This is a genomic window from Modestobacter italicus, assembly GCF_000306785.1.
GTDB classification, from domain to species: Bacteria; Actinomycetota; Actinomycetes; order Mycobacteriales; family Geodermatophilaceae; genus Modestobacter; species Modestobacter italicus.
Genome location: NC_017955.1, coordinates 38,653 through 52,564, shown reverse-complemented (window position 1 = coordinate 52,564; position 13,912 = coordinate 38,653). Strand labels below are relative to the sequence as shown.

Below are 13,912 nucleotides of genomic sequence, written 5' to 3'. Positions count from 1 at the left end.
CGCCGAGCGGATCGGGGCGTGACCCCCTCCCTGGTGACCCCCGTTGGGGGTGCGGGTGCTGACGCAGCGTTAGGGGATGCGGGGTGTCGGCGCCGATCCCGTGTCCCTCCGTCCCACTCGCCCCACCAGTTACCGAGAACGGGGCCGTCCCGTTACGTTGAGTGCGGCGGGCGGCGTGGCCCGGTCGGGGGCGTGGGGGGACCATGCGCGAGGGCAGCTACACACTCGGCGTCGACGTCGGCGACGAGACGGTGACCGCCGCGGTGTGCCGGTGCGCACCCGACGACCGGCGGGCCCGGCCGCTGCAGCTGGGCCCGACGACCGCGGCCCGCCCGGCGGTCGCCGTGCTCGGCCCGGACGGTCACCTGCACCCCGACGACGGCCCGTTCCCGGTGCCCGGCCACTGCGCCGGTCACGCCCTGCGGCAGGTCGGCGCGCCCGCGCCCATCTACCTCGACTCCCAGCCCGTGCAGCCGGCGGACGTGGTGGCCGCGCTCGCCGCCGGGGCCGCCGAGCAGGCGCTCGCGCAGGAGGGGCGCCCGCCGGCCTGGACGGTGCTCACCGTCCCGCCCACCTGGGGCGGGCACCGCCGCGAGCTGCTCTCCGACGCGCTGCGCGACGCCGGGCTGGAGCGCTTCTCTCTGGAGTCCAGCGCCGTCACCATCACCCGCCACCACCGCGGCAGCGACGGGCTGCCGGCCGACGCCACCCTCGCCGTGTACGACCTCGGGGCGAGCACGCTGGACACCGCCGTGGTCCGCACCACCGCCGCCGACACCATCGAGACCCTCGGCGCGCCGCTGGCCCCGCTGCCCTGGGGCGGCCGGGACCTCGACGACGCGGTCGTCGACCTGGTCCGCAGCTGCCTGTCCAGCGAGGTGGCCGGCGACACCGTCGCCGCGGTCGGCCCGCCCGTCGAGTTCCGGCAGAACTGCGTGGCCGCCAAGGAGCAGCTCTCCCGCGACACCGACACCCGCCTCGAGGTCCGGTCGCCGGGTGGGCCGCTCTCCCTCCGGCTGGTCCGCGAGGACCTCGACGAGCTGATCGCCGGGTCGGTGCAGGCGTCGGTCGGCACCGTCCGGGAGGCGGTCGCCGCGGCCGGGCTGGAGGTGGCCGACCTCGCCGCCGTGGTGCTGGCCGGCGGCACGGCGGCGGTGCCGCTGGTCGCCGAGACGCTCTCGGCCGAGCTGGGCCGGCCGGTCGTGGTCGACGACGAGCCGGCGCTCACCGCAGCGCTGGGCGCGGCCGAGCTGGCGATGGACCGGGTGCTGGCCGAGGAGGCCGAGCCCGGGCCGACCGCCGCTCTGGCGCTGGGCCGGCCGCCGCGCCCCCGGGGCGGGCTGCGCCCACCGGTGCCGGCCGGCACCCGCCGTCCGGGCGGGCACCGGGTCGGCCAGCGCCTGCTGGTCGTGCTGGGGGCCTCCCTCGCCCTCGTCGTCGGCCTCACCGCCCTGCTCGCCGCCGGGTGGACCGGGGGCCCGGCGCAGCCGTCGACCGGTCCGGCCGCCGCGGCCGCCCAGCCACCCGACGACCTCGGCGCGCCCGCCGTCGACCGCGCCCCGGGGTCGCCCGACGCCCTGTCCCCCGCGGCGGCGGACCGCCCGCAGAGCACCACCGCCTCCCGGGCACCGAGGACGTCGTCGTCCGGGACCGCGTCGGCCGGCCGGCCGGCCGGGTCGGCAGCGGCGACCGGCAGCGGGTCCGCCGCCGCCACGACGTCCGGGGCAGCCGCCGCCGCCGTCCAGCCCGGCACGGCGTCCGTGGCCGAGGTCCCCACCGGTCCCGGCGCAGGGAGCCCGCCGGGCACCGGTGCCGCGACCGCCTCCCCGCGCCCGTCCACGCCGACCAGCACGGCCCCGGCGCCGACCACCGCGAGCCCGCCCCCGCCGGTGGTCACCACGCCGCCGGCGACGCAGACCAGCGCGCCACCGGTCGTGGAGTCGACCCCGCCACCGACCCCGGAGACCTCCGCACCGCCGGTGCCCACAACCCCGGCGGTGGAGACGACCCCGGCGGAGAGCGGGACCCCGGCGGCCAGTGAGCCGCCGTCCGGCGCGGCCCCGGGGACGACGGCGTGAGCGTCGACCTCGCCGCCGCACCACCGGTAGGCCCGGCGTGGACGGGTGCGCTGCGCGCTGTGGCCGCCCGGCTGCTGCGCCCCGACGACGGCGGCGCACCGGCCGCGGTCGCGGTGCAGGGCCCCGGCGGCACCGGCAAGTCGCTGCTGCTGGCCGAGCTCGCCGCCGGCTTCCGCGCCGCCGGCCTGCCGGTGGCCGACGTCGCCTCCGCGGCGGCGGAGCAGGCCGAGGTCGCCGTCCTGGTCGACGACGGGCAGCGGCTGACCCCGGACGCGTGCCGGCAGCTCCGCGAGCTGGTCCGCTCCCGCCGCGCGCGGGTGGTGCTGGCCTACCGCCCCTGGCCGCACCCGCCCGAGCTCACCGCGCTGGTCGGCGACCTGGGCGCCGACCGGCAGCTGGTGGTGCTCGGCCACCTGGCGCCCGACGAGGTCCGCCGCTGGGCCGTCGCGGAGCTCGGGCCCGACGCCACCGACGAGCTGGTCTCCTTCGTCGTCCGCCAGACCGGCGGGCTGCCCACGCTGGTCGACCACCTGCTCCGGGCCCTCGCCGGCCGCACCGGCCGGCCGGTCGTGCCCGGCGAGGTCGTCGACCGGGTGCACGCCGACCTGGCCGCCCTGGCCGACGACGAGCGGGCCCTGCTGCACGCGCTGGCCGCCGGCGCGCCGCTGGACGCCGAGGTGCTCACCGACGTGCTCGACGTCCCGCCGCGGGAGGTGGCGGGCCTCGTCGCCGCCGCCCGGGCCGGCGGCCTGCTGCTCGGCACGGGGGCCGTCGTGCCGGTCGTCCGCGACGCGCTGCTGGCCGCGACCCCGGCCGACGTCACCCGCAGCACCCGGCGCCGGCTGGTCGGGTCGCTGCTGGACCGCGGCGAGGACGCCCTCCCGGTCGCCCGCGCACTGGCCGCCGACCGGGTGCGGGACCCCCGCGCGGCCGCGCTGCTGCACGAGCAGGGCGCCGTCGCGCTCGGGGAGCGCCCGGAGCTGGCCGCCGAGCTGCTCGCCGAGGCCGCCGTCTGCGGCGCTCCGGCGCGGAGCCTGGCCGCCGAGCGGGCCACCGCCGCCGCGCTGGTGGGCGACCTCGACGGTGCGCTGCTGGAGGCGGACCGGGTGCTCGACGACGACACCGCACCCGGGCGCGCGGCCGCTGCCGCCGTCGCCGCCGCCGTGCTGGTCCGCCGCGGCATGCTCGCCCACGGCGCGGACCTCTACCGGCTCGCCGGCCCCCGGCGGGCCGGCTCGACCGCCCTGGCGCTGGTCGGCCTGGGCCGGGCCGAGGAGGCCGCGGCCGTGCTCGCCGCGAGCGGCGGGTCGGCGCCGACGCTGCTGTCCGGCAGCGAGCGGCTGATGGCCGAGGGGGTGCTGCAGTCGGTGCGCCCCGGCGCCTCGGGCACCGAGGTCGCCGCCGCGCTGGCCGCCCTCACCCGGGCCGCCACCCTGCTGGAGCCGGTGGGCCGGACGGCGCTGCTGCTGGACACCCCGGCGGCGCTGGCCGCCCTTCTCGCGCTGCACACCGGTGAGCTGGCCGCGGCCGAGCAGGTCCTGGACCGGGCGCTCGCCGCGGACGTCGGCGGGCCGCCGTGCCGCCCCCGGCACCTGCTGCTGCGCGCGTGGACCGCGATGCTGCACGGCGCGATGCCGGCCGCCCGGCAGTGGGCGGCCCGCGCGCAGCGGGAGTCCCCCGGCGGCCTCGAGCCGCGGGACGAGCTGTACCTGCGCGCCCTGGAGGTCGGGCTGGCCCGCCGGGACAGCGACGAGGCCGGGCTGGCCGCCACCTGGGAGAGCGCCCGGCAGGCCCTGCTGCGGCACCCCATCGACCTGTTCACCCTGCTGCCGCTGGGTGAGCTGCTCGTCGCCGCGCAACGGCTGGCCGACGGCGACCGGCTGGACCCGCACCTGGCGGAGGCCCGCGCGCTGCTGCACCGGCTGGGCGAGCCCCCGGTGTGGGCCGCGGCGCTGCACTGGTCCGGCGTCCAGGCGGCCATCCTGGCCGACCAGCCGGCGGCGCTGGCGCCGCACGCGACCGCGCTGGTCGCCGCCGCCCGCACCAGCCACTACGCGGCGACGGTGGCGGCGGCCGGCCGCTGCTGGCTCCGGCTGCTCGCCGGCGAGGTGGACGCCGCCGCGGCCGTGGCCGCCGCGCACGGCCTGGCCGCGGTCGGCCTGGCCTGGGACGGCTCGCGACTGGCGGGCCAGGCCGCGGTGCGCGCCGTCGAGGCCCGGGACCGCACCGACCTGCTGCACTGCGCCCGCGCCCTGGCCGCCGGTGACGACGCGGCCCCGGCACCGGCCGCGCCCGCCCCCGCGGGGACGCCGGCGCCCGGCCGCACGGGGATCAGCCAGCGGGAGCGCGAGGTCGCCGAGCTGGTGGTGGCCGGGCTGACCTACCGGGAGATCGGCAGCCGGCTCTACATCTCGGCCAAGACCGTGGAGCACCACGTGTCCCGGATGCGGCACCGGCTGGGCGCCGGCACCCGCTCGGAGCTGCTGGCCCGGCTGCGCGCGGAGCTGGCCGACGGCGGCTGACCCCGCGCGGTCCCCGCACCGGCGGCTGGGCATGATGAGCGGCGTCCGCGATGACCATTGCCGGCAACGGAGCACGGCGGCGCGCGGCCGGACCGAGGAGACGGTGGCGATGAGCGGCGTCCCGGACCAGGTGGGCGTGATCGGCGGCGGCCGGATGGGCTCCGGGATCGCCCAGGCGTTCCTGCTGGCCGGCGCCCGGGTCGAGGTCGTCGAGGCCGGCGACGAGGCGGCCGACGCCGCCCGCGGCCGGATCGCCGACGGGCTGGAGGAGTCCGCCCGCCGCGGGAAGCTCGCCGGCGACGACGTCGGCGGCACCTTCGCCCGGCTGTCCCTGGTCGACCGGGCCGCCGAGCTCTCCCCCGGCACCGGGCTGGTCGTGGAGGCCGTCCCGGAGCGGGCCGACCTGAAGGTCGCCGTGCTCACCGCGGCGGAGTCCGCGCTGGGCCCGGACGCGGTGCTGGCGACCAACACCTCCTCGCTGTCGGTCACCGAGCTCGCCGCCGCGCTGCAGCGGCCCGCCCGCTTCCTCGGCCTGCACTTCTTCAACCCGGTGCCGGCGTCGAAGCTGGTCGAGGTGGTCGTCGCCCCGGAGACCGCCGACGACGTCGTCCTGGCGGCGCGCGGCTGGGTGCGGGCGCTGGGCAAGACCGACGTCGTCGTCAAGGACTCCCCCGGCTTCGCCTCCTCCCGGCTCGGCGTCCTGCTCGGGCTGGAGGCGATCCGGATGCTCGAGGAGGGCGTCGCCGACGCCGAGGCGATCGACACCGCGATGGAGCTGGGCTACCGGCACCCGATGGGCCCGCTGCGCTCCACCGACCTGGTCGGCCTGGACGTGCGGCTGGCGATCGCGGAGTACCTGGCCGGGACGCTCGGCGAGCGGTTCACCCCACCCCAGCTGCTGCGGGACAAGGTGGCGGCCGGCGAGCTGGGCCGCAAGACCGGCCGCGGCTTCCACGACTACCCCTGAGCGGAGTGGCACGGCGCGGAGAACGCGCCCCTGGCACTCCACCCCGATCGAGAGGACGACGATGTCCGACCCCACCGTCACCCGGACCGACGCCGACGGCGTGGCCACGCTGACCCTGCAGCGCCCGGCGCTCTCCTCCCAGCTGCGTACCGAGCTGCTCGGCCTGGTCCGGGAGGTGGCCGCCGACGAGCAGGTGCGCGCGGTGCTGCTGACCGGGTCCGGGCGGGCCTTCTGCGTCGGCCAGGACCTCGCCGAGCACGTCGAGGTGCTGCGCGGCGACGCCGAGAGCTCGCTGTCGGTGGTCGAGGCGGAGTACAACCCGCTGCTGCTGGCGCTGGCCGGGCTGCGGGTGCCGGTCGTCGTCGGCATCAACGGCGCCTGCGCCGGTGCTGGGCTGGGCATCGCGCTCGCCGGCGACCTGCGGGTGGCCGCGGCCGGCGCGAAGTTCACCACCGCGTTCGCCGGCATCGGGCTGTCCAGCGACTCGGGGCTGGCCTCCCGGCTGGTCCATTGCGTGGGGGGCTCGCGGGCCACCGAGCTGCTGCTGCTGCCCGAGCCGTTCACCGCCGAGACCGCCGGCCAGTGGGGGCTGGTGCACCGGGTGGTCCCGCCGGAGCAGGTGCTCGCCGAGTCGCAGGCGCTGGCCGCCCGGCTCGCCGCCGGGCCGACCCTGGCCTACCGGGCGATCAAGGAGGTGTTGGCGACCGCGGCCACCGACGCCCTGCCGGACACCCTGGCGCTGGAGGCGCGGCTGCAGACCGAGCTGGGCGGCACCGCCGACCACCGCGAGGCGGTCGAGGCGTTCCTGGCCAAGCGGCCGGCCCGGTTCACCGGCCGCTGACCCCGGGGTGGAGACCGGTCCCGTCGCCCAGGCCTACTCGGCGCTGGCCGGGCGGTACATCGAGCTGTTCGGGTCCGTGGACAGCGTGCACCCCGACGACCTGCGGCTGATCGAGGCCCACCTCGGGCGGTCGGCGGGTCCGGTGCTGGACCTCGGCTGCGGGCCGGGGCACCTCAGCGCCTTCCTGGCCGCCACGGGCTCACCGGTCACCGGGATCGACCTGGTGCCGGAGTTCCTCGCCCACGCCCGGCAGTCCTCCCCGGACGTCGCGTTCGAGCTCGGGTCGCTGGCCGAGCTGGCCTCCCCGGACGCGTCGGTGGCCGGCGTCCTGGCCTGGTTCTCCCTCATCCACCTCGACCCGGGCGCGCTGGACGGCGTCCTCGCCGAGGTCCGGCGCGTCCTGGCGCCGGGCGGCGCCCTGGTGGTCGGGTTCTTCGACGGCCCGGTGTGCGAGCCGTTCCCGCACCGCGTCGTCCGGGCGTACCGGTGGCCGGCCGACGAGCTCGCGCGCCGGCTGGCGAGCACCGGCCTCACGGTGGTCGAGCGCGTGCACCGGCCGCAGGACGGCGACCGGCGGTCCTACGCCGTGTTCGCCGCGCGGGCCGGTGGGGGCACCCGGCGTTGATCCACGTGGAACAACGACCGGGCTGAGGGTCAGCGCGCCAGGACGGCGCAGGTCGGGCAGACGTCGGTGCCGTCGGCGGGCCAGACCCGCTCGGTGGTGACCCGGGCCAGCGCGCCGCAGACGGTGAGCTCGCAGGCCCCGTCCAGGTCGGCGAGGACCCGGTGCACCTCGACGGCGTGCCACAGGGCCGCCGTCGGTCCGTGCGCACGGCTGCGGGCGGCGACGAGGGTGAGCGTCGAGGAGGTCATGCCCCGGTTGTCGGCAGCGGCGCGGCGGCGGTGCAGCCGGGCGTGCGGGCCTCACCCCATCGGGTCGGCCCCCCGGTCACCCGGTCCCCAGGGACGCGTGGCACCGTGCCCCCGACCCCACCACCTGCGAGGAGGCCCCGGTGCAGCTCACCAAGCACGGACACGCCTGTGTCGTCCTGTCCGACGGCGAACGCCGGCTGGTCGTCGACCCCGGCGCCTTCACCGAGGACGACGCGTGGGCCGGGGCGTCGGCGCTGCTGGTGACCCACGAGCACCCCGACCACGTCGTGCCGGACCGGGTCCGCGCCGCGCTGGACGCCGACCCCGCGCTCGAGCTGTGGACCAACGCCTCCGTCGCCGCCCAGCTCGAGGGCCTCGGCACCCGGGTGCACGTCGTCGGCGCGGGTGACACCTTCACCGCGGCCGGGTTCGACGTCTCGGTGCACGGCGAGTGGCACGCGGTCATCCACCCCGACGTCCCCCGGGTGCGGAACGTCGGCTTCCTGGTCGAGGGCACGGTGTTCCACCCCGGGGACGCGCTCACCGTCCCCGAGGTCGCCGTCCCGACGCTGCTGCTGCCGGCGCACGCCCCGTGGTCGAAGACGGCCGAGCTGGTCGACTACCTGCGCGAGCTGCGCGCCGAGCGGGCGATCGCGGTGCACGACGCGCTGCTCAGCGACCTGGGGCTGGGCGGCGTGGCCCGGCTGCTGGGCCCGGGTGGCCCGGGTCAGCCCACGCCGTACGAGCGGCTGGTGCCCGGGGAGTCCGTCGCGGTCTGAACCGACGGTCCCGGAGCCCTCCACCGGCGCCCGGCATCTGACAGCATCGGGCTGCGCAGCACGGGGGAACGCACGCAGCAGGCCCGCCGGCGCACCACCACGAGGCGGGGAGACGGCCATGGAGAGCACCGGCCACGAGCTGCCCACCTGGGCGCCCCTGCCCGCGCGCGCCGACGAGGGGTTCGACGAGCTGGCCGCGCGGGTCTGCGCCGAGCTCCGGGTCCCGCGTGCCCTGGTGGTGCTGGCCTCGAAGAGCGGCCAGGTGTTCCCCGGGGCGCACGGCCTGCCCGAGCCGTGGGAGACCCGCCGGTCGATGCCGCTGAGCTACTCGATGAACCTGCGGGTGGTCGCCACCGGCCGGCCGCTGGTGCTCCGCGACGCCCGCGAGGACCAGGAGCTGCGGGAGAGCCCGGGCGTGCTGGACATGCAGATCGTCGCCTACGCCGCGATGCCGCTGGCCGACGTGCACGGCCGGCCCATCGGCGTGCTGTCGGTGTCCGACGACCGGCCCCGCGACTGGTCCCCGCGGGAGCTGGCGGCGCTGCACGCGCTGGCCGCCGAGGCGTCCCGCCGGCTGCAGTTCCAGGCGCTCGAGCTGGCCGAGCGGGAGGCGGTGGCGACGGCGGCCCGGGCCGCCGTGGCCGCGGCGAAGGCCGCCGACTCGGCGCGCGCCGCCTACGTCGAGGCCGAGGCCGCCGCCGACCGCGCCCGGGTCGTGGCCCGGCTCAGCCAGGACCTGCAGCCCGCCGAGACGCTGCTGGACGTGCTGCGCAGCGTGGACCGGTTCGTCCGCTCACCGCTCGGGGCGACCGTGACGCTGCTGGGGCTCGCCGAGACCGGCAGCGCCGACCTGCGGGTGTGGGCCGCGGTGGCCGGCAGCTCACCGACCACCCGGGTGGCCACCGGGCTGCACCTGCCCGACCCGCACCCGCTGGCGACGGCGGTGCGGGAGCGGCGGCCGGTGCCGGTCGGCTCCCGGGCCGCGGGCGAGGCGGAGTTCCCGGCGCTGGCCCGGTTCCCGGTCGGCGCGGAGACGGCGCTCGCCGTGCCTGTCGTGCTCGGCCAGCACACCGCGGCCGCGGGGCTGCTGGTCGGCTGGGGGAACACCCGGGAGCTGGACCCGCCGCTGTCCGACGTCGTCGCCGACCTGGCCCGGCACGTCGGGTACGCCCTGGACCGGGTGCTGCTGCGCGCCCAGCGGCTGCGGCTCGCGGCGACCTCGCCGCCGGTGCCGATCAGCGCCTGAGGGTCAGCGACCGCCGACGGAGACCTCGAACTCGACCTGGCTCACGTCCGGGCGCAGCCGGGAGAAGCTGTGCACCAGCGGGTGGCCGGCGCTGTCCCGGACGGTGGTGCGCACCACCAGCAGCGGGGAGCCGGTGATCACGTCGAGCACCTCCGCCTCGTCGGCGGCCGCCGTGCCGACATCGACGACCAGCCGGGCGTGCGCGAGGTCGGCCTGGTACTCCCGGCGGAGGAACTCGTAGAGCGAGCCGTGGCCGAAGTCCTCGCTGGCGGCCTTGGGGTAGCGGTCGGCGGCCAGGAAGCTGCGGACGACGTGGTTGGGCAGCCCGTCGACGCTGCGCAGCCGGACCAGCTCGACCACGTCGTCGGCGGTGGCGATGCTCAGCTCGGCGGCGATCGCCGGGGCGGCCGGCACCACCTTCTGGCTGAGCACCGTGGTGCCGACCTGGGCGCCCTGCTCGGTCATCACCGAGTGGAACCCGGCGATCCGGTGGACGAAGCTCTCGCGGTACTCGTGCCGGATCCCCGGCCGGCTCACGAAGGTGCCGCGGCCCTGCTCCCGGACCAGGTGGCCGTCGGCGACCAGCCCGTCGACCGCGCGGCGCAGCGTGATCCGGCTGACCCCGTACTCGGCGCACAACACCGGCTCCGGGGGGAGGAGGGTGTGCTCGGGCAGCGCGGAGGCGCGGCGCCGCAACGCCTCACGAACGGCGAGGTACTTCGGCCCCGCCTCGACACCCGCCACGCCTGGAAGGTACTGCACCGGTAGACGTCTAGACGTCATGACGTACGGTCGACCTGCTCTGCCCCCCTTTCGGAGGAGAACCCGTGCACATCGGAGTGCTGACCGGCGGCGGCGACTGCCCCGGCCTCAACGCCGTCCTGCGGTCCGTCGTCCGCACGGCCGAGAAGGAGTACGGCAGCACCGTCGTCGGGTTCCGCAACGGCTGGCGCGGTCTGCTCGAGGACGACGCCATGGTGCTCGACCGGCCGGTGGTCAACGGGCTGCTCACCCGCGGCGGCACGGTGCTGGGCTCGGCCCGCGTCGCGCCGCAGAAGCTGCGGGACGGGCTCGGCCGGATGCGCGAGGTGCTCGACGCCCACGGGGTCGACGCGCTGCTGCCGATCGGGGGCGAGGGCACGCTGACCGCGGCCGCGTGGCTGGCGTCGGAGGGCGTGCCGGTGATCGGCATCCCGAAGACGATCGACAACGACATCCACGGCACCGACCTGACCTTCGGGTTCGACACCGCGGTGAGCATCGCCACCGACCTGATCGACCGGCTGCACACCACCGCCGAGTCGCACCAGCGGGTGCTGCTGGTCGAGGTCATGGGCCGGCACGCCGGCTGGATCGCGCTCAACGCCGGGCTCGCGTCCGGTGCGCACCTGACGATCACCCCCGAGCAGCCCTTCGACATCGAGGAGGTCTGCAAGCTGGTCACCGCCCGCTTCGACCGGGGGCACCGGCACGTCATCGGGGTGGTGAGCGAGGGCGCCACGCCGCTGCCGGGCACGATGCCGCTCCGCGACGGCGGCCTGGACGAGTTCGGCCACCGGCGGTTCACCGGCGTCGCGCAGCAGCTGGGCGAGGAGCTCGAGCGGCGCACCGGCAAGGAGGTGCGGACGACGGTGCTCGGCCACGTGCAGCGCGGTGGCACCCCGACGTCCTTCGACCGGGTGCTGGCCACCCGGTTCGGCCTGCACGCCGCGATCGCCGCCCATGAGGGCCACTTCGGGCAGATGGTCGCGCTGCACGGCACCGAGATCGGCCTCGTCCCGCTGGCCGACGCCGTCCGGGAGCTCAAGACGGTCCCCAAGTCCCGCCTCGCCGAGACCGCCTCCTTCACCGGCTAGCCGACGTCCCCACCAGGAGCGCGCTCTCGGTGGACGACGGCGTCACCAGGTCCAGCGCCAGCCGATCACGCAGTCGCTGTCCGGGACGACCTCCTGCGAGGCCTGCCCGCCGACCAGCTGCACCGGGACGGCGTGGACCGGCTCGGTCGACCCGATGTCCGCCCAGCGGGCGCAGAGGACCTCGCGGGGCAGGCAGGACGGGTCGAACCGGAGGGTCAGGGCCACGTGCCGCATGCTCGACGAGACGCGCTTGCGGAACTCCGGCGCCGGCGGCCCGGGGTAGGCGAACGCCGTCCGGTACTCCAGGTGGGCGGTCTGCCCGGGCAGCAGCGGCTCGGTGAGCGCGATCTCCACCGCGCACAGCGACGTGCCGGTCACCCGGAACGCGCGCAGCGGGGCGCCCCCGGTCAGCACGGTCACCGCGGCGTGCGGGGTGTCGAAGGAGTAGTGGTGCCGGTCGGTCGGCTCCACCGCCTCCAGCAACTGGCGGGTGACGTGCTGCCGCGGTGACCGGTCCGACCCGATCTCGTGGTGCTCGGCGACCTGCAGCGTGCGCACGGTGCGCGGCGGCAGCGGCTCCTCGCCGTCGAGCTGGTCGGCCACCACCAGCCGGTCGCGGAGCGGGCGGCCGCGGACCAGCGCCCGCAGCTCGTCGGCGTGCTCCCGGGTCATCTCGAACGCCGCGACGAACAGCTCGAGCGTGGCGTCGGAGATCCGGTCGCCGTTGAGCGCCCGGCCCACCCGGTTCTCCAGGCTGCGCGGCTGGTGGTCCCAGCCCACCTCGCCGGCCTCGACGAGGTGGGCGTCCAGCACGGCGGCGACGGCGGCCCGGGAGAGCTCGCCCCGCCGCACGCTGCTGTGCGGCTGCCAGCGGCGGCGGTAGGGCGGCTGGCCCAGCAGCTCGGTCAGCCGCGCGGCGGCCAGCCGCACCCCGACGCTCGAACCCATGCGCCCCGCTTCCCCGACGGCCACGTCACGGCCACATGGCGGTTGTAGTAACCCGCTGCGGCAGTCGCGAGGCACCGGAGGGTCTCGGAACTCCGGGGCCCGGCCTGTCGCCACTCAGGAGAACGGTCCGCGCACCGCCGTGACCCCGCGGTGCGCCCCGGGCAGCTCCGCCTAGCGGGTCGCCGCCTCCAGGGCCGGCCAGCGCTGCCAGAACTCCCGCTCGGCCTGCTCGCAGCGGGCCTGCTCCAGGGCGTGCAGCCGGCCCCACGTCCAGGCGTTCTCCCCGGCGGCGAAGGCCTGCAGCCCGAGCTGGGTGCACAGCGGCCGGGTCACGAAGGTGTCCTGGCGGTCGCCGAGCACCTCCTGCACCCCCTTGAGGGCGCCGACCAGCCGGCGGACCGGCTCGCCGAGCACCGGCACCGCGGACTCGGCGGTGTACCGGACCCGCTTGGCCGCCTTGCGCACCTCGTGCAGCGCCTCGTCGTGGTAGCTGTCCTGCGCCGCCGCCACGGCGTGGCGCAGCCGCTTGCCGGTGTGCGCCACGATCTCCCGCAGCACCTCGTCGGCGGGCCGGGCCGCCGCCTCGGTCAGCGGCGGCTCGGCGACCAGGGCGTCCAGGTCGTCCCGCAGCTGCAGGTAGGCGTCCGAGGTCAGCGCCTTGCGGGCGTCCACCTCACCGGTCCGCTGGTCGGCGAGCGCGGCCTGCTGCAGCCGGGCGGCCACCGGGCCGAGGACCAGCTCCCCGGGCTCGGCGGCGACCAGCTCGCGCAGGTGGCCGAGTGCGACCTCGGCGTCGCGGGTGGGCGAGAGCGCCGTCCCCACCACGGCCAGCTCCTCGCGCAGCGGGTCGGTCTGCGCCCGGTCGAGCACCGGGCGGTAGGCGGCGAGCGTGCTGCGCAGCCGGCGGCAGGCCACCCGCACCTGGTGCACGCCGTCCGGCTGGCCGGTGCGGACCATCAGGTCGGCGTCCTGCAGCGAGCGCACCTGCAGCTGCAGCGCGGCGCGCAGCACCTCACCGGCGGGTGCGGACGACGTCGCCCCGCGCTCGGCGCCCTTCCGCTTCTTGCCCTTCTTCCCCTTCTTGCCCTTCTTCTCCTCCCCCGCCGGTGCGGCCGGCTCGGCGGGCGGGAGCACCGGTCCGTCGACGGCGGCCAGCCGGTCGGCGAGCACCCGGCTCAGCTTCGACGGCGCGGCCGCCGGGCGGGCGCCGGCGTCGACGACGGCGGCGGCGACGGCGGCCAGCAGCTCCTCATCGCCGTCGACCAGCTCGATCTCGACCTCCCGCCAGGCGGTGACGACGGCGGCCTCACCGGGTCCGGCCGGCAGCGCGGTGCCGGTGACCTGGTCGTCGGCCACCTCGGCGAGCACCCGGCCCTCGGCGTCGACGAGCTCGGTGACCACCCGGCGGGTGCGCAGCGCGGCGACCTGGGTGGCGGGCGCGCGGCGGACGATGCCGAGCACCGGCTCCAGCACGGCCTTCGGCGGGGTCTTCTGCGCCCGGCCGAGCGGCGAGTGGAGCTCGCGGCGGGCACCGGCCGAGGCCGGCAGCTTCACGTGCCACCCGGCGTCGGCGCCGCCGGTGCGCCGGCGGAGGGTCACCCGCGCGCGGGCCAGCCGCAGGTCCGCGGTGTCGTAGTAGGCGGCCTCCAGGGAGTGCTCGACGGGCCCGCGCACCTCGGCCACCCCGGGGATGCCGGTGAGGTCGGGCAGCGCGAACGTCTCCTCGACGTCGAACTTGCGCTCGATCTCCAGATGCTCCACAGCCACGCGTCCACTCCTCGTCCATGCCCCGTTCACGACCA

General features: G+C 77.7%; 12 protein-coding genes. 8 read left to right on the top strand and 4 right to left on the bottom strand.

Translation table 11 applies throughout. The features are described from left to right. The first annotated feature begins 203 nt into the window (after window positions 1-203). The 5 genes from MODMU_RS00290 (at window position 204) to MODMU_RS00270 (ending at window position 7,033) form a co-directional block, all read left to right on the top strand. Window positions 204-2,078: an Hsp70 family protein gene (locus MODMU_RS00290; protein WP_014738135.1), complete on the top strand. Its 1,875-nt coding sequence runs from the start codon at window positions 204-206 to the stop codon at window positions 2,076-2,078. Continuing rightward, window positions 2,075-4,600: a LuxR C-terminal-related transcriptional regulator gene (locus MODMU_RS00285; RefSeq protein WP_014738134.1), complete on the top strand. Its 2,526-nt coding sequence runs from the start codon at window positions 2,075-2,077 to the stop codon at window positions 4,598-4,600. Before MODMU_RS00290 ends, MODMU_RS00285 begins: the two co-directional genes overlap by 4 nt. Before the next feature lie 109 nt (window positions 4,601-4,709). Then, entirely contained in the window at window positions 4,710-5,567 is an 858-nt protein-coding gene (locus tag MODMU_RS00280) for a 3-hydroxyacyl-CoA dehydrogenase family protein (RefSeq protein WP_041794792.1), read from the top strand. Window positions 5,568-5,628: 61 nt separating this feature from the next. Continuing rightward, window positions 5,629-6,408, top strand: coding sequence for an enoyl-CoA hydratase/isomerase family protein (locus MODMU_RS00275; protein ID WP_014738132.1), 780 nt, complete (start codon window positions 5,629-5,631; stop codon window positions 6,406-6,408). Between the two features lie 7 nt (window positions 6,409-6,415). Then, window positions 6,416-7,033 carry a class I SAM-dependent DNA methyltransferase gene (locus tag MODMU_RS00270; protein WP_014738131.1) on the top strand — a complete coding sequence of 206 codons (618 nt, stop codon included), beginning with the start codon at window positions 6,416-6,418 and terminating at the stop codon, window positions 7,031-7,033. Between the two features lie 29 nt (window positions 7,034-7,062). Here MODMU_RS00270 and MODMU_RS00265 read toward each other — a convergent pair whose 3' ends face one another. Further along, on the bottom strand, window positions 7,063-7,281 hold the full coding sequence (locus MODMU_RS00265) for a hypothetical protein (protein ID WP_014738130.1): 219 nt from the start codon (window positions 7,279-7,281) through the stop codon (window positions 7,063-7,065). 140 nt (window positions 7,282-7,421) lie between these two features. Here MODMU_RS00265 and MODMU_RS00260 point away from each other — a divergent pair, with 140 nt between their 5' ends. Continuing rightward, window positions 7,422-8,060: an MBL fold metallo-hydrolase gene (locus MODMU_RS00260; RefSeq protein WP_014738129.1), complete on the top strand. Its 639-nt coding sequence runs from the start codon at window positions 7,422-7,424 to the stop codon at window positions 8,058-8,060. A gap of 118 nt (window positions 8,061-8,178) precedes the next feature. Then, the gene (locus MODMU_RS00255) at window positions 8,179-9,306 is read left to right on the top strand and encodes a GAF domain-containing protein (RefSeq protein ID WP_014738128.1); all 1,128 of its coding nucleotides are present in this window, start codon (window positions 8,179-8,181) and stop codon (window positions 9,304-9,306) included. A gap of 3 nt (window positions 9,307-9,309) precedes the next feature. On the opposite strand, the gene MODMU_RS00250 is transcribed toward MODMU_RS00255, so the two are convergent. Next, the gene (locus MODMU_RS00250; protein WP_041794790.1) at window positions 9,310-10,050 is read right to left on the bottom strand and encodes a GntR family transcriptional regulator; all 741 of its coding nucleotides are present in this window, start codon (window positions 10,048-10,050) and stop codon (window positions 9,310-9,312) included. 83 nt (window positions 10,051-10,133) lie between these two features. Here MODMU_RS00250 and MODMU_RS00245 point away from each other — a divergent pair, with 83 nt between their 5' ends. Beyond that, complete coding sequence (locus MODMU_RS00245) at window positions 10,134-11,162, top strand: ATP-dependent 6-phosphofructokinase (protein WP_014738126.1); 1,029 nt, start codon at window positions 10,134-10,136, stop codon at window positions 11,160-11,162. 42 nt (window positions 11,163-11,204) lie between these two features. On the opposite strand, the gene MODMU_RS00240 is transcribed toward MODMU_RS00245, so the two are convergent. Both MODMU_RS00240 and MODMU_RS00235 read right to left on the bottom strand, forming a co-directional pair. Next, the gene (locus tag MODMU_RS00240; RefSeq protein WP_014738125.1) at window positions 11,205-12,110 is read right to left on the bottom strand and encodes a hypothetical protein; all 906 of its coding nucleotides are present in this window, start codon (window positions 12,108-12,110) and stop codon (window positions 11,205-11,207) included. A 171-nt stretch (window positions 12,111-12,281) separates the two neighbouring features. Continuing rightward, complete coding sequence (locus MODMU_RS00235; protein ID WP_014738124.1) at window positions 12,282-13,877, bottom strand: CYTH and CHAD domain-containing protein; 1,596 nt, start codon at window positions 13,875-13,877, stop codon at window positions 12,282-12,284. Between the last annotated feature and the right edge of the window lie 35 nt (window positions 13,878-13,912).